Genomic DNA, 21,878 nt, shown 5'->3' with positions numbered 1-21,878 from the left:
GTGAACGTGTCCAACCCGATGTCCGGTGGCGGCATGGCCGGTTGGAGCATGCTCCGGTCGATGCGCAGCCGCGACGAGATCTCCACGCACCGGCTCAAGCGCGGCGTGGCCCGCCGGATCGTGGCCTTCGCGCGGCCCTACCGCCGCGACATCGTCGTCTTCCTGGTGACCGTGGTGCTGGCCGCGATCATCGGGGTCGCCACCCCGGTGCTCGCCGGCGACGTGATCGACGCGATCAGCCGGGGCGGCTCGGGGGCCGGCGACCTGGTGGTGCGGCTGGCCCTGGTCATCGCCGTGCTCGCCGTGGCCGACGCCCTGCTCTCCCTGGCCCAGCGGTGGTATTCGGCCCGCATCGGCGAGGGCATCATCCTCGACCTGCGCACCCGGGTCTACGACCACGTCCAGCGGATGCCGCTGCAGTTCTTCACCCGCACCCAGACCGGCGCTCTGGTCAGCCGGCTCAACAACGACGTGCTCGGCGCCCAGCGGGCGTTCACGTCGACGCTGTCCGGCGTGGTCAGCAACGTCATCCAGTTGGTGCTCACCGCCGCCGTGATGTTCACCCTCTCCTGGCAGATCACGGCGCTGTCGCTGGTGCTGCTGCCGGTCTTCATCATCCCGGCCCGCCGGGTCGGCAAGCGGCTCGCCGAGATCACCCGGGAGTCCTACAACCTCGACGCGAAGATGAACGCGACGATGACCGAGCGCTTCGGCGTTTCGGGAGCGCTGCTGGTGAAGCTCTTCGGCCGGCCCGAGGTGGAGGCGCGCCGGTTCGCCGGGCGGGCCGAGCGGGTCCGCGACATCGGCATCCAGTCCGCGATGTACTCGCGGACATTCTTCGTCGCGATGCTGCTGGTCGCCTCGCTGGCCCAGGCGCTCACCTACGGCCTCGGCGGCTGGCTCGCGGTCACCGGCAACGTCAGCGCCGGCACCGTGGTCACCCTCGCGTTGCTGCTCACCCGCCTCTACGGCCCGCTGACCGCGCTGTCCAACGTCCGGGTGGACGTGATGAGCGCGCTGGTCTCCTTCGACCGGGTCTTCGAGGTGCTCGACCTGAAGCCGGCCATCGAGGAGAAGCCCGACGCCGTCGCGGTGCCCCGGGGCAGCGGCCGGGTCGAGTTCCGCGACGTGCGGTTCCGCTACCCCAGCGCCGCGGAGATCTCGCTGGCCTCGCTGGAGGAGGTCGCCGCGCTGGACCGTACGGTCAACGAGCCGGTGCTCAAGGGCGTCTCGTTCGCCGTCGAGCCGGGGCAGATGGTGGCGCTGGTCGGGCCCTCCGGCGCCGGCAAGTCGACGCTGTCCATGCTGATCTCCCGGGTCTACGACGTCACCGACGGGCAGGTGCTGGTCGGCGGGGTCGACGTCCGCGACGCCACCTTCGACTCGCTGCGCGACGAGATCGGCGTGGTGACCCAGGATTCGCACCTGTTCCACGAGACCATCGCCGACAACCTGCGCTACGCCAAGCCGGACGCCACCGACGACGAGATTTGGGCGGCGCTGGCCGGCGCGCAGGTCGCCGACCTGGTGCGGTCCCTGCCGGACGGGCTGGACACCACCGTCGGCGAGCGCGGCTACCGCTTCTCCGGCGGCGAGAAGCAGCGCATCGCCATTGCCCGGCTGCTGCTCAAGGCCCCGTCGATCGTGATCCTCGACGAGGCGACCGCGCACCTCGACTCGGAGAGTGAGGCGGCGGTGCAGCGGGCGCTGTCGGTGGCGCTGACCGGGCGTACGGCGCTGGTGATCGCGCACCGGCTCTCCACCGTCCGCGACGCCGACCAGATCCTGGTCCTCGACGACGGTCGGATCGTCGAGCGGGGCCGGCACGAGGAGTTGGTCGCCGTGGGCGGGCTCTACGCCGAGCTCTACCGCACCCAGTTCGCGGTCGCCGACTCGCCCACCCCGTACGTGGACGCGACCGGCCCCGAGCCGGTGAGTCTGCCGCTGCGGTCCTACGTCGCCGACGAGGCGATGCCGCCGGCCGCGGCCAACTGACGTCTCAGCCGGTGGCGGCGACCGCCGCCTTCAGCTCGCCGAACGCCGCGCCGAGGGTCTCGGGGGTGAAGTGCGCGTTCAGGCCGCTGGGGTTGGGCAGCACCCAGAGCCGGGCGCCGGCGAGCGGCTCCGGCTGCGGGCCGAACGCCGCCTTCGGCCGGGCGAACCCGATGCGGTACGCGGTCACCCCGACCACGGCGACCCACCGGGGGCGGTACCGCTCGACCTTGCCGGTGAGGATCTCCGCCCCCTCCACCAGTTCGGCGGCGGTCAGCTCGTCGGCCCGGGCGCTGGCCCGCGCGACCATGTTGGTGATGCCCAGCCCGAGGCCGGGCAGCTCGTCCTGCTCGGCGGGGTGCAGCAGCCGGGGCGTGAAGCCGCCCCGGTGCAGCGCCGGCCAGAACCGGTTGCCGGGCCGCGCGAAGTGCCACCCGGTCGCGGCCGACCACAGTCCCGGGTTGATCCCGACGAAGAGCACGTCCAGCCCGGGCGCGACGAGGTCGGGAATCGTGCGGTCCGCCGCCGCGGCGAGTTCCTCCCGTGTGGGCCGCGGATAGCGGTGCGCGGCATCCCCGGGGCCGGGTGTCGGTCCGGGGCGGCCACCCCGTCCGATGCCCCCGGCCCCGACCGGTCCGTGGGGAGACGGGACCACTACAGGCTCCGCAGGGCGCCACCGTCGACCGGCACGGTGACCCCGGTGAGGTAGCTCGCGGCGGGGGAGAGCACGAACGCGGCCACCCGGCCGAACTCCGCCGGCGCGCCGATGCGGCGCAGCGGGATGCCCGCCTCGGCCTCCGCGCGGGCCCGCTCGGGGTCGCCCGTGGCGGCGAACAGCTCGACGTTGCGGTCGGTCATGATCCGCCCGGGCAGCAGACCGACCATCCGTACGCCCCGGGGCCCGTACTCGTCGGCGACGTCCTTGGCCATCCCGACCAGGCCGGGCCGCAGGCCGTTGGAGATGCCCAGGCCGGGCACCGGCGAACGGGCCGAGGTCGACAGGACCAGCCCGATCGCGCCGCCGTCGCCCTCGCCCAGGGCGGCGGCGACCGTACGCACCGTGCGGACGGTGCCCAGGAAGACCGTCTCGAAGGAGCGGCGCCACTGCTCGTCGGTGACCGACGCGGCGCTGCCCGGCGGCGGTCCGCCCACCGAGACCAGCGCCCCGTCGAGGCGCCCGAAGTGCTCGCGGGCCGCCCCCACCAGGCGCTCCGGTGTCTCCGGGTCGGCGAGGTCGGCGGTCAGCCCGACGGCCCGCTCCGGCCCGCCGAGGCGCTGCGCGGCGGCGGCCACCGCGTCGGCGTCCCGGGCGGAGAGCACCACGCGGGCGCCGTCGGCGACGAGGCACTCCGCGGTCGCGTAGCCCAGGCCGCGGGAGGCGCCGGTCAATACGTACACCCGATCGGTCAGTCCGAGATCCATGCCGTCGATCCTGCCGTACCCGGCGGATGCGCCAGCCGGGGGCGGTGGGTCGGTTCAGCGGCGCGCGGGGCGCAGCAGGCGTACCCGACCGGCGAGCTGGACCGCGACGGCGCCGCCGGCGCGCCCCCACCCCGGCAGGCGGCGGGGCCGCGGCGGCTTGTGCCCGTCGTAGCGGCCGGTGGCCTCCCGGGTGGCCAGCTCCTCTGCGCCCAGCGGCGGCAGCGAGTCCCGGTCGCGCAGGTCGCGGGCGAGGTCCCAGCCGTCGCGCAGGGAGCCGGCGGTCGGCCGCCCCGCCGCCCACCGGTGGAAGGTCGCCGGCCAGTCCGTGCCGAGGCCGGCGGCGAGCAGCGGCCAGTGCCGGGCCACGTCCCCGGCCCGCTTGCGCAGCAGCGCGGCCCGGGCGGCGGCCAGCGCCGTCGGGTCGAAGCCGGGCGGGGGCGGACCGCCGGCCACCAACGCCGCCACCAGTTCCGCCTGCCGGGCGGCCAGGTCGCCGTTCACGTCACCGCCGGGAAGCCGGAGGCGGTGGCGAGGGAGTCCAGCTCGGCGCGCAGCGTGGCCGCGGGCGGGTAGTGCCCGTCGCGTTCCAGCAGCAGCGCCGGCGGCCGGTGCCGGGCGCACAGCTCCCGCAGCAGGTCGAGCACCGCCGGGGGCACCGGGTCGGTGTGGGTGTCGTGGTAGAAGCCGCCGTGGTCGGCGCCGCCCGCCACGTGCAGGTAGGCGATGCGTTCCAGCGGCAGCCGGTCGAGCAGCGCGACCGGGTCGCCGCCCCGGTTACGGGCGTTGGCGTACACGTTGGCGACGTCGAGCAGGAGGAACGCGCCGGTGCGGTCCAGGATCTCGGTCAGGAAGTCGGCCTCGTCGAGCTCGTCGTCGGGCCAGTCGAACAGGGCGGCGATCGGCTCCAGCGCGATCGGCGCCGGCAGCTCGGCCTGCGTGCGGGCGACGTTGGCGCAGACCGCGTCGACGGCCTCCCGGCTGCGTGGCAGCGGCAGCAGGTGGCCGGCCTCGACGCCGCCGGCCCGGACGAACGCGATGTGCTCGCTGACCAGTGGCGCCTCGACCAGCTCCGCCACCGCGGCCAGGTGGGCGACCCGGGCCGGGTCGACCGGCTCCGCGCCGCCGAGGGAGAGCCGCACGCCGTGCGGCACGACGGTCACGCCGCGTTCGCGCAGCGCTGCGAGCCCGGCGGGCAGCGGCCCGGTTGCGGTGACGCCCTCCGCGACCACTTCCACGAAGCGCAGCCCGGGCAGGTCGGCGACGAAACCCGCGATCTCCGGTCGCCAGCCGATGCCCACCCCGCGCGGGCCGGTCATCCCCCGCACCCGCCCCCGCCGCAGCCGCCTCCGCCGCCGCAGGAGCTGCCGCCGCTGCACGAGCTGCCGCCACCGCAGCCGGAGGAGCCGCCACCGCCGCTCGCCGCCTGCCGCTGGATCTCGGCCTGCTCGGCGAAGCCGGGGTCCATCGCCCACAGCGACGCGGTGCCGAACAACGCCACCCCCATCGCGGCGCCCGCCGCGCCGTAGGTGGCGTAGGCGGGGGCCGACGCGGGCGCGAGGTAGGTGTGCTGCTGTCGCAGACCGCGCAGCTCCCGGTTGGCGGCGCGGGTCCGCCAGGGCACCCGGTACAGCAGGACGGCCACCACGATCAGCGGGATCTGGCTCAGCACGAGCCAACCCACCGGACGATCGTTCGACAGACCCGCGAAGATCCGGAACACACCGACCGCCACCAGGAGGGTGAGCAGGAACGCCCACTGGCGCAGCGCCGCCCGGCGTGCCTGCGTGAGCGCGAGCCCGCGCTGCTCCAGGTCGGTCCGGAGCTGGTCGAGCGCCCGGCGTACCCACTCGTCGCGGTGCAGCTCGCGGGTGGTCGCGTTCCGGCCGGCCGCGAGGTGGATCGCCTGGTCCAGCGGCGTGGTCCCGGCCGGCATGGGGCCGCCGGTGGTCAGCCGCCGGTCGGGCCGTACGCCGACCGCCCCGCTGCCCCGCAGTCCGCCGAGCGAGGCCCAGATCGCCAGCTCCTTCCCGCCGTTGAGGTAGGCGACCTGTTGCGGGCCGAGCTGGCCGACGTCGCCGGCCGGCGGGCCGGCGAGGACGCGGACGCGGTGGACGATGGCGCCGACGACGACCACGGCGGCGGCGAGGAGGTAGACCCGGAGGAAGACGGGCCCGGGGATGCCCCAGGTGTCACCCGGTGCGGCGAGGACAGACATCTGCTGCTCCTGTCGTACGAGGGGATCGCGGCCTCATTGTGGAGCAGTTCCGCCAGGGCGGACCGACCGCGGGGGGCGAGTTACCGGACCGATACGGAAACGGGTGGCGGCTCCGGAAACCCGGGGCGGCGACCCGGGCCGGCGCCGTGCCGGGGTCGGGCGGTCAGCGGCGGCGGACCGCCTCCTCGACCAGGTCGAGCACCGGGCCGAGGTCGCCGGCGGGGCGTCCCATCGCGAGGTGCAGCACCAGGCCGTCGTAGGCCAGTTCGAGGAACTGGGCCAGCACGTCGATCGGCACGTCCTCGCGGAGCACGCCCGCCTCCCGCTGGCGGGCCAGCCGTTCGCGGGTCGCCTCGGCGACCGCCGCCGATCGTTCCGCCCACCGCTTGGCGAACGCCGGGTCGGTCCGCAGCCGCCGGGAGACCTCCAGCTGGCTGCCGAGCCAGCCGGTGGTGTCGGGGGAGACCGCGCCGGCCAGCAGGTCGCGCATCACCTGGACCAGGCCGTTGCGGGCGACCGTCTCCACCATCGCGGCGGCGTCGTCCTCGGCGACCGCGAGAAAGAGCGAGTCCTTGTCGCGGAAGTGGTGGAAGATCGCACCCCGGGACAGCCGGGTGGCTTCTTCGAGCCGACGCACGGTGGCGCCCTCGTAGCCGTGCCGCGCGAAACACGCCCGCGCGGCGGCGAGGATCTCCTGCCGGCGCGCGTCGAGCTGGTCCTGACTTACTCTGGGCACGGGTCGATCGTGTCAGGTCACCCCCCGTCACGCAAACCGTACGTACGGCTTGGTTGCGCCGCACGAATGATCATCGGGCCTTCGCCCGCCGGCTAGGATCGGGCCGTGACGCCACTCCCCGCCGCCGTCGCGGTCCCCGCCGCCCCGCTGACCGTCGCCGCCGTGCAGGCCGAGCCTGTCCCCGGAGACGTGGCCGGCAACGCGGCGAGCGCCGCCCGGCTGGTCCGCCGGGCGACGGAACGGGGCGCCCGGGTGACCGTGCTGCCCGAGCTCTTCCTGCCCGCGTACCACCCGCCGACGCTCGCGGCCGACCCGGCCGGCACCGACGTCGCGGCCGACGCCACGGCGGCCGTCGCCGACCCTCGGCTGGACCCGCTGCGCGAGGCCGCCCGCGACGGCGGCGCCGCCGTGGTGGTCGGCGCGGCGGTCCGGCACCCGGACGGGCGGCGGACCATCTCGTCCCTGGTGGTCGACCGGGCCGGCGTGGTCCGCGTCGGGTACGACAAGCAGCAGCTCTGGAGCGGCGAACGCGAGCTGTTCAGCCCCGGCGACCGGGGGGCCACCCTGCTCGTCGACGACTGGCGGCTCGGTCTCGGCATCTGCTACGACGGCTGCTTCCCGGAGCACGGCCGCGCCGCCGCGGCCGACGGGGCGCACGGCTACCTGTGCCCGAGCGGCTACCTGGCCGGCTCCGAGCACCGCCGCGACCTCTACTACGCCGCCCGCGCGCTGGACAACACGATGTACGTGGTGTTCGCCAACTGCGTCGACGGCGCGGACCCGTGGCGGTTCAACGGTGGCGCCGCGGTCTACGACCCGGAGGGCCGGCCGCTGGCGCGGGGCGCGGACACCGGCGAGGCCGTGCTGGTCGTCGCGCTGGCGCCGGAGGCCCTCGCGGCCACCCGGGCGGCCCACTCCATGCTGCTCGACCGCCTTCCCGACCAGGGCCGCGCCCGTTCGTCGCTGCCGGCCTGACGGAGGCCGCCGCTCGGGCCTGTCAGCGGGCACCGGAGCCCCGTGGGGTGCCCGAGTGCCGCTGCTCCTGCTGGACAACACCCTGCTCGACCGGGCGCCTGGCTCGTCGGCGACGGGTCGGCGGCGGGCATCGGCGCCGCCGTCGGCCTGCCCAGCGTCTGGCTCCGGGGGCGCGGGTCGGGGTGGCTCGGGAAATTCGGTTGACCGGGCGCCGCCGGGCCGTGAGCATGGTCGGCGCATCGTGCACCCGGGCGTGCGCCCGGTCGAGGAGAGGGGGTCGGTCATGGCCGTCTTCGCAGGTCACATCCACCTGCCTCCATCAGCCTCGAGCAAGGGATCACCACCGCAGTGCGCGATCATGACCTTCCGGCGCGCGAGCGCCGTACCCGCGGCAAGCGCCGCTTCGACGATGACGAACCGCTCTTCCTGAAGCGCGGCCGGGCGGCCGAGCCCGCCCCCGCCGACCCCGACGCCGAGCCGGACCCCGACACGGGGGAGCGCTGGTCCTCCTGGGACGACGCCGTGCACGGCCCGCAGCCCCACCCGGACTGGCTGGTCACCGAGCTGGCCGCGAAGGACACCGAGCTCGGTGTGCTCAAGACCGGCAAGGAGGCGGACGTCCACCTGGTGCGCCGGGCCGTGCCCGGCACCGACCGGTCCTGCCTGCTGGCCGTCAAGCGCTACCGGGACGCCCAGCACCGGCTCTTCCACCGCGACGCCGGCTATCTGGAGGGGCGCCGGGTCCGCCGGTCACGGGAGAACCGGGCGATGGCCGGGCGGACCGCGTTCGGCCGGCAGATGATCGCCGGCCAGTGGGCGGCGGCCGAATTCGCCGCGCTGGCCCGGCTCTGGGAGATCGGCACCCGGTACGGCACGATCTCCGTCCCCTACCCGGTGCAGCTGCGCGGCACGGAGCTGATGCTGGAGTTTCTCGGGGACCCGGCCGAGGGGCTGGCCGCGCCCCGGCTGGCCCAGCTGCGGCCGGAGGCCGGTGAGCTGCGCGACCTGTGGGACCAGATGGTGGACGCCCTAATGGTGCTCGCCCGCGCCGGCCTCGCGCACGGCGACCTGTCGCCGTACAACCTGCTGGTGCACGCGGGGCGGCTGGTGCTGATCGACCTGCCGCAGGTGGTCGACGTGGTGGCCAACCCGCAGGGGCCGGAGTTCCTGGCCCGCGACGTCCGGGTGGTGGCGACCTGGTTCGCGGCCCGGGGGCTGCCGGCGGGGGAGGCCGACCCGGCGGCGCTGACCGCGCTGCTGCTGCGGGAGGCGGGGATCCGCTGACCGGGTGCTCCGGGGCGGCCGGCGCCGGCCGCCCCGGAGCCCGGGTCACTGCAGGTAGCGCTCGACCTCGGGCTTGGGGCGCATCCCCTGGGCGTCCGGGTCGCCGTGGGTCTGCCGGGCGGCCCGCCTCCGGCGCAGCAGGTCCCAGCACTGGTCGAGGGACTCCTCCAGCTCGCGCAGCCGGTTGCGGGCGTCGTCGTCGGTGCCCGACTCGTTGGCCTGTGCGTCGGCGCGCAGCCGGTGCTCCTCGTCGACCAGCTCGGAGATCCGGTTCAGGATGGTCTTGTCGTCCATGCCCTGAGCCTGGCACAGGCCGTGCGGGCGCGCCCGGATTCCACCGCCGGCCGCCCCCCGCCGTGCCGGCCGCTGCGGTAGGTTGCCCAGCCATGGTCCCCACCGTCCGGGCCGCCGGACCGCGCGACGCGCCGCCGGTGGCCGGCCTGCTCCGCGCCGCCGTGCCCCACCTGGTCGTCACGCCCGAGCTGCTCGCCTGGCAGGCGACCGGCAAGCCCGCGGAGCGCTTCGGGATGCTGGTCGCCGAGACGGGTGACGGGATCGCCGGCGTCGCCCGGACGGGACTGCTGCACGAGAGCGCCGAGCCCGGGCTCGGCTTCGTCAACCTGGTCGTGCGCCCCGAGCGGCGGGGGCGGGGCGTCGGGTCGGCGCTGCTCGCCGCCGCCGAGCAGCGGCTCGCCGGGCTCGGCGTGCGTCGGGCGTACGCGCGGGTGGCCGACGGGCCGGCGGCTCTCTCCTTCGCCGAGGGACGCGGCTACCGGCCCGGCCGACGCAACCTGATCCTGCGCCTGGACCTGGCGGCGACGTTGCCGGCGCCGCCCGCGCCGCCACCCGGGGTGCGGCTGACCACGGCCGCCGACCTGCCCGATCCGCGCCCGCTCTACGAGGCGGACCTGGCCGCCGCCGCCGACGAGCCGGGCGACGTGGGGATGGACGAGATCGGCTACGCCGACTGGCGGGCCGCGTACTGGGACCGGCCGGACCTCGACCGGGGTCTCACCACGGTGGCCGTGGCGGACGGGGTGGTGGTGGCGTTCAGCGTCGCGCTGACCGACGGCGGCGACCGCTACCTGTCGGGGATGACGGGTACCCGGGCGGAGTGGCGGGGCCGGGGTCTGGCCCGGCTGGTCAAGCACGTGTCGCTGCGGTCGGCCCGGTCGGCCGGCTACCGGCGGGCTTTCACCGTCAACGACGCCGGCAACGACGCCATGCGCGCGGTGAACGAGTGGTTCGGCTACCGCCAGGTGGCCGCCGAGTGGCGTTACCTGCGCACGCTCCAGGAGTGACGCCCGACACGAATTCCTTCGTGGATCAGCATTCCCATGAGCAAAATTCTCGTACGGCTCTGGCGGGTCCGAACGGGTGATGGCATGCTCTCCGAATCGTGACGTAAGGCAGCCGTCCGGCGGACGGTCTGTCACAGCGGAGCGTGACTGTGATCGGGGAGGAGCCGCAGGTGCAGGGGTGCCATGGCTGACCGGAATGCCGACGGCCCGCACGGGCGGGCGGCGCGGACCGTGCCACTGTGGAGGATGCTGCCGGGCCTGCTGCGCGATCCGCTGCGCGAGCTCGTCGCGCTGGCGGACGCGGCGCAGGGCGAGATCGTCCGGCTCAACGTCGGGACGGTCCGCCCGTACCTGGTGACCGAGCCGGCCCACGTGCAGCACATCCTGCGCGACAACGAGGCCAACTACACCCGCGGCGGGCAGAGCATGCTCTGGCGGCCGGTGCGGCGGCTCACCGGGGAGGGCATCCTGTCCGACGGGCCGAAGTGGCAGGCCAGCCGAGCCCGGATGCAGCCGCACTTCACGGCCAAACGCATCGACTCCCTGGTGGACACCATGAGCCGCGCGGTCAGCGAGGCCGTGGACGAGCTCGAGGAGCCGGCCCGCACCGGCCGGTGGCTGGACGCCGGCGCGGAGCTGGGGAGGGTCATCTGCCGGGCGATCAGCAGCGTCTTCTTCGCCGACCGGGTCAGCCTCGCCGACCAGTTGCGGATCGTCGCCGCCCAGGACACGGTCGTGACGGCGCTGCGGGCGCGGCTGCTCCTGCCCTTCGTGCCCGACGCCGTGCCGGTGCCGGGGGACCGCGCGCTGCGCCGCGCGATCGGCGTCGTCGACGACATCATGCTGCCGCTGGTGCGGGCCGAACTCGCCAACCCGCGCGACGGCGACGACCTGCTCGCGGCCCTGACCCGTGCCCGGGACGCCGACGGCCGCCCGCTCGACGAACGGCAGGTCCGCGACGACGTGGTGGCCTCGTTCGCCACCGCGACCGAGACCACCTACGCCGTGCTGACCTGGCTGTGGCCGATCCTCGACGCGAACCCCGGGATCGCCGAACGGCTCTACGCGGAGCTGGACGAGGTGGTGGGCGCCGACCGGGTGATCAGCCGGGAGCAGTTGGGCGCCCTCACCTACACCCGGTCGGTCGTGGACGAGCTGCTGCGGATGTATCCCGCCGGCTGGCTGTTGCCGCGTACGGCGTTGGCGGACGACGTCATCGGCGGCACCCGGATCCCCGCCGGCAGCATCGTCGTCGTCAGCTCCTACGTCACCCAGCGGCTCGCCCGGTACTGGGACCGTCCGGACACCTTCGACCCCGACCGGTTCCGCGCCGACCAGCCGCGCCGGAGCCACCGGTATGCGTACTTCCCGTTCGGCGGCGGCCCGCACCAGTGTCTCGGCATGTACCTGTTCAACCTGGAGGCTCCGCTGGTGGTGGCCACGATCCTCAGCCGCTACCGCTTCCGGCTGCGCGAGCCCGGGATGCCGCCCAGGCAGTTGGCGGCGGCCCTGCGCCCGGGCAAGCCGGTTGTCCTGGCGCTGTCCCCGGTCCGCGAGCGGAGGCCGGCGTGATCCCGGCACCGGCGCAGCGCGGGCGGGACGAGCTGCGTGACGCGCAGGAGCAGGGGCGCATCTGCGGCCTGGCGGTCCGCGGGCAACGGGACCTCCAGGCGTCGGCCGCCGCGCACCCCGACCTGTTCCCCGCCGAACCGTTCGACACGATGCTGTTCGCCAACATCTCGCTGGCCATCGCGTTCGGCGCCCCGTGGTGCACGCCGGAGCAGCTGCGGGCCGCCAACCGGACCGTGCTGTGGGGCTTCGCCCTCGACTGGCTGATCGACCACCGGGCGCAGTCCCGGGACGAGGTCGACCGGCTCGTCGCGCGCTGCCGCTCGGTGGCCGCCGGCGAGCCGCCCGCCACCGACGACCACCTCGGCGCCTACCTGGCCGCGCTCCAGGACGAACTCGCGGCGGCCCCGGCCTTCGCCGTGCACCGTCCGCTGTGGCGGGACCGCCTGGACGCGACGGTGCGGGCGATGGCCCAGGAGTGGGCGTGGAAGGCGGCCTGGCGCTCCGGCGACCGGGCGGCCCTGCCGAGCCTCGACGCGTACCTCGCCAACGCCGACAACCACGCCTGCACGATCGTCAACGTCGCGCACTGGATCCACACCGGGGACGAGGCCACGCTCGCCCGGCTGGACGACCTGGTCGCGGTCAGCGACGAGGTGCAGCGCGCCCTGCGCCTCGTCAACGACCTCGGCACGTACGAGCGGGACCTGCGCTGGGGCGACCTCAACGCCCTCCTGCTGGTCGAGGACCGTGCCGAGGTGGAGCAGCGGCTCGCCGCCCTGGTGGACGACTGCCGGCGGATGCTCGTCCCGCTCCGGTCGGCCTGCCCACGCGAGGCGGACTACCTGGCCCGGCAGATCGGCTTCAGCAGCGGCTTCTACCAGCTCGCCGACTTCTGGGGGATGGCGTGACCGCGGCCCCGGTCGCCGTCGCGGGGGTCGGTGGGCCGGGGCTCGCCGCCGGGCAGGCGCTCGTGGCGGCGATGGCCGCCGACCCCGCCGGCACGGTCTCGCCCTCGATGTACGAGACGGCGCGGCTGGTCAGCGACGCGCCCTGGCTGCCGGGGCACGCCGGGCGCCTGCGCTACCTGGTGGCCGCCCAGCGGGCCGACGGCGCGTGGGGGGCGCCCGGCGCGTACGGCCTGGTGCCGACCCTGAGCGCGGTGGAGGCGCTGCTGAGGTCCGTGCCCGGCGTGGGGCGTGCCGAGCGGGGCGAGACGGCGCACCTGCCACCGTCCGTGCTCGACCGCGGCGTCGGGGCGCTACGGCGGCTGCTGGCCGCCGACGAACCGGTGCCGGACATGCCGGGTGTGGACCTGATCGTGCCCGCGCTGCTCGACCGGATCGACGCGCTGCTGTGCCCGGCCGGTGGCGCCGAGCCGTCGCGGTGGGCGCACGCGCTGCCGCTGCCGATGCCGCACGGCATGACGCGGCACCGGTCCGAGGCGGTCGGCCGGCTGCTCGCCGCCGGCGGGCCCGTGCCGGAGAAGCTGTTGCACGCCTTCGAGGTGCTGGACGAGCGGACGCGGGTGCGGCTGCCCGTCCGGCCCGTCTCCGGCGCCGTGGGCGCCTCGCCCGCCGCCACCGCCGCCTGGCTGGGCGACCCCTCCCGCCCCGACGTGGACCGGGCGGCGCTGGGCTACCTGACGAACGCCGTCGGCCCGGGGGGCGGGCCCGTGCCGTGCACGACGCCCATCGCCGTGTTCGAGCGCTCGTGGGTGCTCAGCAGCCTCGCCCGGGTCGGCGCGGCCGTGGACGTCCCCGGCCGGATGGTCGCCGACCTGGCCGCCGCGGTCGGCCCGGCCGGCGCGGCGACCTCGCCCGGGCTGCCGACGGACGCCGACACCACCGCCGTCACCCTATTCGCGTTGGCCCGTCTCGGCCGCCCGGTCGCCCCCGACAGCCTGCTCGGGTACGACACCGGGGCACGCTTCTGCACCTGGCAGGGCGAGGACGGCGCGTCGGTCACCACCAACGCGCACGTGCTGGAGGCGCTGGGCTGGCACGCCCGGCACCAACCGGGCCGACCGTACGCCGACGTGGCGCGCCGGGTGGCCGGCTGGCTGATCGACGGCCAGCTCCCCGACGGCCGGTGGACGGACCGCTGGCACGCCTCGCCGTACTACGCCACGTCGGCCGTCGCCGCCGCCCTGGCCGAGTACGCGCCCGAGGCTGCCGCCGCGGCGCTCGACCGGGCGGTCGACTGGGTGCGGGACACCCAGCGGGCCGACGGCTCGTGGGGGTTGTGGGACGGCACTCCGGAGGAGACCGCGTACGCCGTGCAGGTGCTGCTCGGCACCGGACGGCCGCCGCGGCCGGGGGTCGGCGCCGCCGTGCGGCGCGCGGTGGCCTTCCTCGACGACCGCGACGACGTCACCGGGCACGCGGCTCCACTGTGGCACGACAAGGATCTCTACCATCCGGTGCTGATCGTGCGGGCCGCCGTGCTGACGGCGCGGCACCTGGCGCGACTGAGCGGCCACATAGGACACTGATCGCCCGGCCGGGCCGCGGTCCACCGCCCAGCGTCATGATCAGCACTGCTTGAGCGATCGTCCTGACACTGCTACCGTGCGCCGGGTCGGTCGAAGCGACATGCGCTACCACCGATCGGATGAATCAGGCTCCCCGCCAGGGATGGTTTCAAATGGGTTCCCGCAGCTCGAATCTGCGCCGGAAAGTCGTGGCTATGTTGGCCTCGCTCGTTGCGCTGTGGGCTTTCGCCGCCTGGGTGACCCTGCGGGAGGGCGTCACCCTCCTCTGGGTGCAGACGCTCGACAGCCGGGTCGCCCAGCCGGGTGAGCCGCTCGTGCTGGAGCTGCAGGCGGAGCGCCGGGCCTCCGCGGCGTACCTGGGCGGGGCCGGCGAGGCCGAGCGGGCCCAGCTCGACGCGCAGTGGCAGCGGACCCAGGCCGTCGTCGACGACTTCCGCGAGTCCGTCAGCGGCTGGCGGGTGGACCTGGCGGCGAGCGACGACAGCAAGCGGCAGATCGACGCGGTCGTCGCCGGGCTGGACCAGCTGGACAGCGTGCGCGAGTCGATCCGCAGCCGCCAGGTGGACCGGACCGCCGCCGCCGAGGCGTACACCGGGCTCATCGACACGACGCTGCGGATGTACGGGTCGCTGGGCAACCTGGACGACGAGCAGTTCGCGCAGGAGACCCGGGCGCTGATCCAGCTCGTCCGGGTCCGGGAACTCATGTCCCAGGAGGACGCGCTGGTCACCGGGGCGCTCGCCGCGGGCCGGATGACCCCGGAGGAGTCCGCCGCCTTCGCCCGCACCGTCGGCGCCCAGCGCTACCTGGACAGCCAGACCCGCTCCGACCTGGCCGGCGCCGACCTCACGCGGTACGAGGCGCTGCTCGGCAGCGAGGCGTACACCTCGTTCCGGGCCCTGGAGGACCGGGTGGTCCTGCAGGGACGGACCTCCGGCGCGCCGACCATCACGGCGGGCCAGTGGCGCGCGGCGGCGGACGTCGTGGTCGAGGAGCAGCAGCGGTTCATCATCGAGGCCGGTGACGCGCTCGTGGACCGGTCCACGCCGATCGCCGCCGGCGTCATCGTCCGGCTGGTGCTGGCCGCCGGCCTGGGCCTGCTCGCCGTCATCGCCTCCATCGTCATGTCGGTCACCACCGCCCGGGCCCTGGTGCGGCAGCTGGAGCGGCTGCGCGAGGCGGCGTTCGGGCTCGCCAACGAGCGACTCCCCGGCGTGGTCGAGCGGCTCGGCCACGGCGAGGAGGTCGACGTCGCCAAGGAGGCGCCCCCGCTGGAGTTCGGCGACGACGAGATCGGCCAGGTGGGCAAGGCGTTCAACGCCGTGCAGGAGACCGCCATCCGCACCGCCGTCGAGCAGGCCGAGCTGCGCCGCAACGTCCGGGACGTCTTCCTCAGCCTGGCCCGGCGTACCCAGGCGCTGGTGCACCGCCAGCTCACCCTGCTCGACGCGATGGAGCGCCGCGAGCACGACGCCGAGGAGCTGGAGGACCTGTTCCGGGTCGACCACCTGGCCACCCGGATGCGGCGCAACGCGGAGAACCTGATCGTGCTCTCCGGCTCCACCCCGGGCCGGGCGTGGCGGCGCAACGTGCCGATGGTCGACGTGGTCCGGGGCGCGGTCGCCGAGGTCGAGGACTACACCCGGGTCAACGTGCTGCCCCTCGGCCCGGTCTCGCTGACCGGCCGCGCGGTCGGTGACGTCATCCACCTGCTCGCCGAGCTGATCGAGAACGGGCTGTCGTTCTCCCCGCCGCACACCACGGTCGAGGTGCGCGGGCAGATGGTGGCCAACGGCTTCGCCATCGAGATCGAGGACCGCGGCCTGGGCATGAGCGAGGAGGACCTGGCCGCCGCGAACCACCGGATCGTCGACCAGTCCGAGCTGAACCTCGCCAACGCCTCCCGCCTGGGGCTCTACGTGGTGAGCCGGTTGACCGAGCGGCACGGCGTGCGCGTGCAGCTCAAGGAGTCGGCGTACGGCGGCACCACCGCGGTCGTGCTGATCCCGGCCGAGCTGGTCACCACCGACGACGCCGACCCGAGCACCTCCGGCGGCTTCCCGGCCGGTGCACCGGCCGCCGCGCCGGCGGCGGGCGCGTCCACTCCCGCCGCCGGGCAGCCCGCCACGGCGCCGGTGGCCGTGGCCGAGCCGTCGGCCGCGCCGCGGCCGACGCCGGACGCCGAGGCCCCCGCCGGGCACTCCGCCGGGGACGCCCTGCCCACCCGGGCGCGCGGCCGGAGCCTGTCGGCCACCGCCCCGACGGAGGAGCGGCTGCCGACCCGGGCCCGGGGCGCTTCGACGCAGCCGGCCCTGGACGGCCCGACCTTCCCGACCGGACTGCCGGTGACCGCCGCCCGGCCGGCCGTGGCCGCCCCGCAGACGTCCGCGCCGGCGGAGGCCGCCACCCCTGACGAGACCGTCCCGGCTGCCGGAGCGGCGCAGGCGGGCGCCGGGAGCACGACGGCCGCCGGCCCCGCGCGGGTGCCCTGCCCCGAGCAGGTGCGCACCGGGTCCGGGCTGCCGGTCCGGGTCCGGCAGGCCAGCCTCGCGCCGGAACTGCGCGACGAGCCCGCCGCCGGGAACGACGACGAGGACACGGTACGCCCGCCGGAGCAGGTGCGCCGGATGATGAGCTCCTACCAGAGCGGCACCCGGCGTGGCCGTACGGACGCCGCCCGGCTGCTCGGCGGGGCCGGCGGCGGTCAGCCCGAGACAGGCGAGGGAACCGGGGCCGGCGAGGGACCCGACGTCGGCGATCAGCAGGCGACCTGACCGGCACTGCCCGCACTGCGGGGTGACCCCGCGGCGTGGCGGTCAGCCCAGACGAGTACGGCGACAACAGCCGGGGGAGAAGAGGACGACGAGTGGCGCAGAAGACGGCTTCGAGTGCCGACCTGACGTGGTTGCTGGATGATCTGGTCGGCCGGGTGAAGCAGGCCGACCACGCGGTCGCGCTCTCGACGGACGGCCTGTTGATGGCCGCCTCGCGAGGGCTCAGCCGGGACGACGGAGAGCACCTGGCCGCGATGGCGGCCGGCATCCAGAGCCTGGCCCGGGGCGCGGGCAAGCGCTTCGGTGGCGGGCAGGTGCAGCAGACCATCATCGAGATGCAGTCGTCGTTCCTGTTCGTCACGGCGGCCGGGCGCAACGCCTGCCTGGCCGTCCTCGCCAGCGAGGACGCCGACGTCGGCCTGATCGCCTACGAGATGGCGATGCTGGTCACCCGCGTCGGCAAGTACGTCGCGTCGCCGTCGCGGACCGAGCAGCCGGCCGACGAGAAGTAACCGCGATGACGGTGCAGGGGGAGTCCGCCGAGCACCAGTGGGTCGACGACCACGCCGGCCCGGTGGTGCGCCCCTACGCGGTGACCCGTGGCCGGGCCCGGCCGGTCACGGGCACGTTCGACCTGATCTCGCTGGTGACGGCGACCCGCGCGGACGTGACTCCGGAGGTCGGACTGGGTCCGGAGCACCTGGCGATCGTCGGGCTCTGCCAGCGGATCCAGTCCGTCGCCGAGATCGCCGCCCACATGGACCTGCCGGTGGGCACCATCCGGGTCCTGCTCGGCGACCTGGTGGCCCGCAGCCTGGTGCAGGTGCGCGAGCCGCGCACCACGGCCGGCCTTCCCGACAACAGCGTTTTCGAGGCGGTAATCAATGGACTACGGGCACTCTGAGCGGCCGGCGGGAGCGCCGCCACTGCCCACCGCGATCAAGATCCTCGTCGCGGGTGGCTTCGGCGTGGGCAAGACCACCATGGTCGGCGCGGTCAGCGAGACGCGCCCCCTGCGTACGGAGGAGGTGCTGACCGAGAGCGGGGTCGGCATCGACGACCTCTCCGGGGTGGAGAGCAAGCAGACCACCACGGTGGCGATGGACTTCGGTCGCATCACCATCAGCGACGACCTGGTGCTATACCTCTTCGGCACCCCCGGGCAGGACCGCTTCTGGTTCGTCTGGGACGAGCTGGCGCTCGGCGCGATCGGCGCGGTGGTGCTGGCGGACACCCGACGGCTGGCGGACTGCTTCCCCTCCATCGACTACTTCGAGGGGCGCGGCACGCCGTTCGTGGTGGCGGTGAACTGCTTCGAGGGCGCCCGGCAGTACCAGCTCGACGAGGTGCAGTCCGCGCTGAACCTCGACCCCGGGGTGCCGGTGCTGCTCTGCGACGCCCGGCAGCGGGAGTCGAGCAAGGAGGTGCTCATCACGCTGCTGGAGCACGCCATGAAGACCCGGGACGCTCGCCGCCGGGCCGAGTGACCCCACCGCGGGGTCGGCGCGCGGGCAGGTGAGCCGCGACGCCGCCTCGCCCGGAGAGCGCCGAGCCGGTACGCGACAGGGCCCCTCCCGCGAGCGCGGGAGGGGCCCTGTTCGATGGTGCGTCAGCTGGCGATCATGCGGCGCAGCACGTACTGCAGGATGCCGCCGTGCCGGTAGTAGTCCGCCTCGCCCGGGGTGTCGATCCGGACCACCGCGTCGAACTCGACGCCGGTGTCGGTGCTGACCTTGACCGTGCGCGGGGTCTGCCCGTCGTTCAGCGCGGTCACCCCGGTGATGGTGAACGTCTCCGTGCCGGTGAGCCCCAGCGACTCGGCGGTCTCGCCGGCCGGGAACTGCAGCGGGAGCACGCCCATGCCGATCAGGTTGGAGCGGTGGATCCGCTCGTACGACTCGGCGATGACCGCCTTGACGCCGAGCAGCATGGTGCCCTTGGCCGCCCAGTCCCGCGACGACCCGGAGCCGTACTCCTTGCCGGCCAGGACGACCAGCGGGACGCCCGCCTCCTGGTAGGCCACCGAGGCGTCGTAGATCGAGGTCTGCTCGCCGGTCAGGTGGTTGACCGTGAAGCCGCCCTCGACACCCGGGACCAGTTGGTTGCGCAGGCGGATGTTGGCGAAGGTGCCCCGGATCATGACCTCGTGGTTGCCCCGGCGGGAGCCGTACGAGTTGAACTCGTGCCGCGGCACGCCGTGCTCGGCGAGGTACTTGCCGGCGGGGGAGTCGGCCTTGATGGAACCGGCCGGGGAGATGTGGTCGGTCGTCACCGAGTCGCCCAGCTTGGCCAGCACCCGAGCCGGACCGATGTCGGCGACCGCCTTCGGCTCCCGCTCCATGCCCTCGAAGTACGGGGGCTTGCGGACGTAGGTCGAGTCACCGGCCCAGGCGAAGGTGTCGCCGGTCGGGGTGGGCAGCGACTGCCAGCGCTCGTCGCCGGCGAAGACGTCCGCGTATGCCGAGCTGAAGCCGGTGGCGCCGATCGCCGAGGCGATGACGTCCTGGATCTCGGCGGTGTTCGGCCAGATGTCGCGCAGGAACACCGGGTTGCCCTGGCTGTCCTCGCCGATCGGCTCGTTGGCCAGGTCGATGTCCATCGTGCCGGCCAGCGCGTACGCGACCACCAGCGGCGGGGACGCCAGGTAGTTCATCTTGACGTCCGGGTTGATCCGGCCCTCGAAGTTCCGGTTGCCCGACAGCACCGAGACGACGGCCAGGTCGGCGTCGTTGACGGCGGCGGAGATCTCCTCCGGCAGCGGGCCGGAGTTGCCGATGCAGGTGGTGCAGCCGTAGCCGACCAGGTGGAAGCCGAGCTTCTCCAGGTAGGGCGTGAGGCCGGCCCGCTCGTAGTAGTCCATGACGACCTTGGAGCCCGGGGCCAGGGTGGTCTTCACCCACGGCTTGCGGGTCAGGCCCTTCTCCACCGCGTTGCGGGCCAGCAGCGCCGCCCCGATCATGACCTGCGGGTTGGAGGTGTTGGTGCAGGAGGTGATCGCGGCGATCACCACGGCGCCGTGGTCCAGCTCGAACTCGGTGCCGTCGTCGCCGGTGACCCGGATCGGGTTGCTGGCCCGCCCGCCGGCGCCGACCGCGGCCGTCTCCAGGTCGCGCGGGGCGTCGGCCGGGTCGCTGACGCCGTTGGCGGGGGAGTCGCTGGCCGGGAAGGACTCGGCGCTGGCCTCGTCGGCGTGGCCCACGACCCCGAACGGCTTCTCCTGCTGCGGCACACCAGCGGTGCGGCTCCGGTCGCCACCGGTCTCGTCGGCGGCCACGTAGTCGGTCAGCGCCGAGCGGAACAGCGTCTTGGCGCTGCCCAGCGGCACCCGGTCCTGCGGGCGCTTCGGACCGGCCAGGGACGGCTCGATGGTGCTCAGGTCGAGCTCCAGGCGCTCCGAGTACTCCGGCTCGGCGTCCGGGTCGTGCCAGAGGCCCTGCTCCTTGGCGTACGCCTCGACCAGCGCGACCTGCTGCGGGTCGCGGCCGGTCAGCTCCAGGTAGCGGACGGTCTCGCCGTCGATCGGGAAGATCGCCACGGTGGAGCCGTACTCCGGCGACATGTTGCCGATGGTGGCCCGGTTGGCCAGCGGCACGGCGCTCACGCCCGGGCCGTAGAACTCGACGAACTTGCCGACCACGCCGTGCTTGCGCAGCATCTCGGTGATGGTGAGCACCAGGTCGGTGGCGGTGGTGCCGGCCGGCATCTCGCCGGAGAGCTTGAAGCCCACCACGCGCGGGATCAGCATGCTGACCGGCTGGCCGAGCATGGCGGCCTCGGCCTCGATGCCGCCGACGCCCCAGCCGAGCACGCCCAGGCCGTTGACCATCGTGGTGTGCGAGTCGGTGCCGACCACGGTGTCCGGGTACGCCTGGCCGTTGCGCTCCATGATCGTACGGGCCAGGTACTCGATGTTGACCTGGTGCACGATGCCGGTGCCCGGCGGGACGACCTTGAACTCGTTGAACGCGGTCTGGCCCCAGCGCAGGAACTGGTAGCGCTCCTTGTTGCGCTCGTACTCAAGCTCGACGTTGCGCTGGAAGGCGTCCTCGCGGCCGAACAGGTCGGCGATGACCGAGTGGTCGATGACCAGTTCGGCCGGGGCGAGCGGGTTGACCTTCGTGGCGTCGCCGCCGAGGTCGCGGACGGCCTCGCGCATGGTGGCCAGGTCGACCACGCAGGGCACGCCGGTGAAGTCCTGCATGAGCACCCGCGCCGGGGTGAACTGGATTTCCACGCTCGGGTCGGCGGTGGGGTCCCAACCGCCGAGCTGCCGGATGTGGTCGGCGGTGATGTTCGCGCCGTCCTCGGTCCGGAGCAGGTTCTCCAGCAGGATCTTCAGGCTGTAGGGGAGCCGCTCGTGGCCCTCCACCTTGCTGATCTTGAAAATCTCGTAGCTCGCGTCTCCGACGCGTAGCTGGGTCTTCGCACCGAAGGTGTCGAGGCTCGCCACGTCGTACTCCTTCACACCAGCGACCGTGAGTAGTCCTGAGCAGTCTGTCGCACCGGCCGGGGTGCCGCCGTGGTTAGGGGACACTTACCGCCGATTCTCGTCGTCAACAAAACCGTACGTCCGTCTTGCTAGCTGCGCAACCTCGTGCCATCGTTCGGGACGAGGAGGTACCACCATGATCCATCACGTCCAGCTCGCCTGCCCACGTGGCTCCGAGGACGCGTCCCGCGCCTTCTGCGTGGGGGTGCTCGGCATGACGGAGAAGCCCAAACCTGCGGCGTTGGCGGCCCGTGGTGGCTGCTGGTTCACCGGGCACGGCGCAGAACTTCACCTGGGCGTCGAGGACGACTTCCGCCCCGCCCGCAAGGCCCACCCCGGCCTGCTCCGGCCCGACCTCGACGCGCTCGCCGACCGGCTGGCCGCCGCCGGCTACCCGGTCACCTGGGGAGACGACGAACTGCCCGGGATGCGCCGGTTCCACTCCCACGATGTGCACGGCAACCGCCTGGAGTTCCTCGCCCCGCTCGACTGACCGCGGCGGGACTGCCTGGCTGCAGGCATGACGAAAGGGCCGGCCCCGTTCGGGGCCGGCCCTTGTCGGTGGTGTCGGGTTCTGGATCAGGCGGCGTAGCCGCGGGTGGCGATCCAGTCGGCGAGGGCCTCGGT

The 21,878-nt window shown here is 74.4% G+C and carries 20 protein-coding genes; 12 read left to right on the top strand and 8 right to left on the bottom strand.

Annotated features, from left to right (window positions below):
- The first annotated feature begins 18 nt into the window (after positions 1-18).
- The gene (locus ACGF5C_RS14030; protein ID WP_393301655.1) at positions 19-1,995 is read left to right on the top strand and encodes an ABC transporter ATP-binding protein; all 1,977 of its coding nucleotides are present in this window, start codon (positions 19-21) and stop codon (positions 1,993-1,995) included.
- Between the two features lie 4 nt (positions 1,996-1,999).
- Here the strand turns inward: ACGF5C_RS14030 and mug are convergent, their stop codons facing one another.
- The 6 genes from mug to ACGF5C_RS14000 all read right to left on the bottom strand — a co-directional run bounded on the left by mug (position 2,000) and on the right by ACGF5C_RS14000 (position 6,365).
- Positions 2,000-2,647 (bottom strand): G/U mismatch-specific DNA glycosylase, encoded by a 648-nt coding sequence (gene mug / locus ACGF5C_RS14025; protein WP_393301138.1) that lies wholly within the window; start codon positions 2,645-2,647, stop codon positions 2,000-2,002.
- Complete coding sequence (locus ACGF5C_RS14020) at positions 2,647-3,414, bottom strand: SDR family oxidoreductase (RefSeq protein ID WP_363705376.1); 768 nt, start codon at positions 3,412-3,414, stop codon at positions 2,647-2,649. Before ACGF5C_RS14020 ends, mug begins: the two co-directional genes overlap by 1 nt.
- Before the next feature lie 54 nt (positions 3,415-3,468).
- On the bottom strand, positions 3,469-3,915 hold the full coding sequence (locus ACGF5C_RS14015) for a hypothetical protein (RefSeq protein WP_393301134.1): 447 nt from the start codon (positions 3,913-3,915) through the stop codon (positions 3,469-3,471).
- Positions 3,912-4,730 (bottom strand): DUF692 domain-containing protein, encoded by an 819-nt coding sequence (locus ACGF5C_RS14010; RefSeq protein WP_393301131.1) that lies wholly within the window; start codon positions 4,728-4,730, stop codon positions 3,912-3,914. The genes ACGF5C_RS14015 and ACGF5C_RS14010 overlap by 4 nt, the downstream gene beginning before the upstream one ends.
- The gene (locus ACGF5C_RS14005; protein WP_393301128.1) at positions 4,727-5,629 is read right to left on the bottom strand and encodes a TIGR04222 domain-containing membrane protein; all 903 of its coding nucleotides are present in this window, start codon (positions 5,627-5,629) and stop codon (positions 4,727-4,729) included. The genes ACGF5C_RS14010 and ACGF5C_RS14005 overlap by 4 nt, the downstream gene beginning before the upstream one ends.
- A gap of 163 nt (positions 5,630-5,792) precedes the next feature.
- Positions 5,793-6,365: a helix-turn-helix domain-containing protein gene (locus ACGF5C_RS14000; RefSeq protein ID WP_350685345.1), complete on the bottom strand. Its 573-nt coding sequence runs from the start codon at positions 6,363-6,365 to the stop codon at positions 5,793-5,795.
- Between the two features lie 105 nt (positions 6,366-6,470).
- Here ACGF5C_RS14000 and ACGF5C_RS13995 point away from each other — a divergent pair, with 105 nt between their 5' ends.
- Entirely contained in the window at positions 6,471-7,340 is an 870-nt protein-coding gene (locus ACGF5C_RS13995; protein ID WP_393301125.1) for a carbon-nitrogen hydrolase family protein, read from the top strand.
- Positions 7,341-7,688: 348 nt separating this feature from the next.
- Positions 7,689-8,624 carry a serine protein kinase RIO gene (locus ACGF5C_RS13990; protein WP_393301122.1) on the top strand — a complete coding sequence of 312 codons (936 nt, stop codon included), beginning with the start codon at positions 7,689-7,691 and terminating at the stop codon, positions 8,622-8,624.
- A 45-nt stretch (positions 8,625-8,669) separates the two neighbouring features.
- Here the strand turns inward: ACGF5C_RS13990 and ACGF5C_RS13985 are convergent, their stop codons facing one another.
- Positions 8,670-8,918, bottom strand: a complete 249-nt coding sequence (locus ACGF5C_RS13985; protein ID WP_393268845.1) for a DUF2630 family protein — start codon at positions 8,916-8,918, stop codon at positions 8,670-8,672.
- A gap of 92 nt (positions 8,919-9,010) precedes the next feature.
- On the opposite strand from ACGF5C_RS13985, the gene ACGF5C_RS13980 reads away from it, so the two are divergent.
- The 8 genes from ACGF5C_RS13980 to ACGF5C_RS13945 all read left to right on the top strand — a co-directional run bounded on the left by ACGF5C_RS13980 (position 9,011) and on the right by ACGF5C_RS13945 (position 18,249).
- A complete protein-coding gene (locus tag ACGF5C_RS13980) occupies positions 9,011-9,925 on the top strand; it encodes a GNAT family N-acetyltransferase (protein ID WP_393301119.1) in 915 nt (304 codons plus the stop codon).
- A gap of 231 nt (positions 9,926-10,156) precedes the next feature.
- Entirely contained in the window at positions 10,157-11,497 is a 1,341-nt protein-coding gene (locus ACGF5C_RS13975) for a cytochrome P450 (RefSeq protein WP_393301652.1), read from the top strand.
- The gene (locus ACGF5C_RS13970) at positions 11,494-12,405 is read left to right on the top strand and encodes a terpene synthase family protein (protein WP_393301116.1); all 912 of its coding nucleotides are present in this window, start codon (positions 11,494-11,496) and stop codon (positions 12,403-12,405) included. Before ACGF5C_RS13975 ends, ACGF5C_RS13970 begins: the two co-directional genes overlap by 4 nt.
- Positions 12,402-13,988, top strand: a complete 1,587-nt coding sequence (locus ACGF5C_RS13965; RefSeq protein ID WP_393301113.1) for a prenyltransferase/squalene oxidase repeat-containing protein — start codon at positions 12,402-12,404, stop codon at positions 13,986-13,988. The genes ACGF5C_RS13970 and ACGF5C_RS13965 overlap by 4 nt, the downstream gene beginning before the upstream one ends.
- Positions 13,989-14,140: 152 nt before the next feature.
- Entirely contained in the window at positions 14,141-16,762 is a 2,622-nt protein-coding gene (locus ACGF5C_RS13960) for a nitrate- and nitrite sensing domain-containing protein (protein ID WP_393301110.1), read from the top strand.
- Positions 16,763-16,854: 92 nt separating this feature from the next.
- Positions 16,855-17,274 (top strand): roadblock/LC7 domain-containing protein, encoded by a 420-nt coding sequence (locus tag ACGF5C_RS13955; RefSeq protein ID WP_350686945.1) that lies wholly within the window; start codon positions 16,855-16,857, stop codon positions 17,272-17,274.
- A 5-nt stretch (positions 17,275-17,279) separates the two neighbouring features.
- Complete coding sequence (locus tag ACGF5C_RS13950) at positions 17,280-17,666, top strand: DUF742 domain-containing protein (RefSeq protein ID WP_350686947.1); 387 nt, start codon at positions 17,280-17,282, stop codon at positions 17,664-17,666.
- Positions 17,647-18,249: an ATP/GTP-binding protein gene (locus tag ACGF5C_RS13945; protein WP_393301108.1), complete on the top strand. Its 603-nt coding sequence runs from the start codon at positions 17,647-17,649 to the stop codon at positions 18,247-18,249. The genes ACGF5C_RS13950 and ACGF5C_RS13945 overlap by 20 nt, the downstream gene beginning before the upstream one ends.
- A 122-nt stretch (positions 18,250-18,371) precedes the next feature.
- Here the strand turns inward: ACGF5C_RS13945 and ACGF5C_RS13940 are convergent, their stop codons facing one another.
- A complete protein-coding gene (locus ACGF5C_RS13940; RefSeq protein WP_393301105.1) occupies positions 18,372-21,227 on the bottom strand; it encodes an aconitate hydratase in 2,856 nt (951 codons plus the stop codon).
- Positions 21,228-21,387: 160 nt separating this feature from the next.
- Here ACGF5C_RS13940 and ACGF5C_RS13935 point away from each other — a divergent pair, with 160 nt between their 5' ends.
- Positions 21,388-21,744, top strand: a complete 357-nt coding sequence (locus ACGF5C_RS13935; RefSeq protein ID WP_393301102.1) for a glyoxalase — start codon at positions 21,388-21,390, stop codon at positions 21,742-21,744.
- Positions 21,745-21,878: the final 134 nt, after the last annotated feature.

This window comes from Micromonospora sp. NPDC047620 (assembly GCF_043205005.1).
Taxonomy (GTDB): Bacteria; Actinomycetota; Actinomycetes; order Mycobacteriales; family Micromonosporaceae; genus Micromonospora.
This window is presented reverse-complemented; position numbering and strand designations above follow the sequence as displayed.

What these genes read in the sequence shown, in the direction of transcription:
- ACGF5C_RS14020 (WP_363705376.1), bottom strand. Translation starts at nt 3,414, where the DNA reads ATGGATCTCGGACTGACCGATCGGGTGTACGTATTGACCGGCGCCTCC.
- ACGF5C_RS13980 (WP_393301119.1), top strand. Translation starts at nt 9,011, where the DNA reads ATGGTCCCCACCGTCCGGGCCGCCGGACCGCGCGACGCGCCGCCGGTG.
- ACGF5C_RS13950 (WP_350686947.1), top strand. Translation starts at nt 17,280, where the DNA reads ATGACGGTGCAGGGGGAGTCCGCCGAGCACCAGTGGGTCGACGACCAC.
- ACGF5C_RS13935 (WP_393301102.1), top strand. Translation starts at nt 21,388, where the DNA reads ATGATCCATCACGTCCAGCTCGCCTGCCCACGTGGCTCCGAGGACGCG.
- ACGF5C_RS13960 (WP_393301110.1), top strand. Translation starts at nt 14,141, where the DNA reads ATGGGTTCCCGCAGCTCGAATCTGCGCCGGAAAGTCGTGGCTATGTTG.
- ACGF5C_RS14005 (WP_393301128.1), bottom strand. Translation starts at nt 5,629, where the DNA reads ATGTCTGTCCTCGCCGCACCGGGTGACACCTGGGGCATCCCCGGGCCC.
- ACGF5C_RS13945 (WP_393301108.1), top strand. Translation starts at nt 17,647, where the DNA reads ATGGACTACGGGCACTCTGAGCGGCCGGCGGGAGCGCCGCCACTGCCC.
- ACGF5C_RS13985 (WP_393268845.1), bottom strand. Translation starts at nt 8,918, where the DNA reads ATGGACGACAAGACCATCCTGAACCGGATCTCCGAGCTGGTCGACGAG.
- ACGF5C_RS14030 (WP_393301655.1), top strand. Translation starts at nt 19, where the DNA reads ATGTCCGGTGGCGGCATGGCCGGTTGGAGCATGCTCCGGTCGATGCGC.
- ACGF5C_RS14010 (WP_393301131.1), bottom strand. Translation starts at nt 4,730, where the DNA reads ATGACCGGCCCGCGCGGGGTGGGCATCGGCTGGCGACCGGAGATCGCG.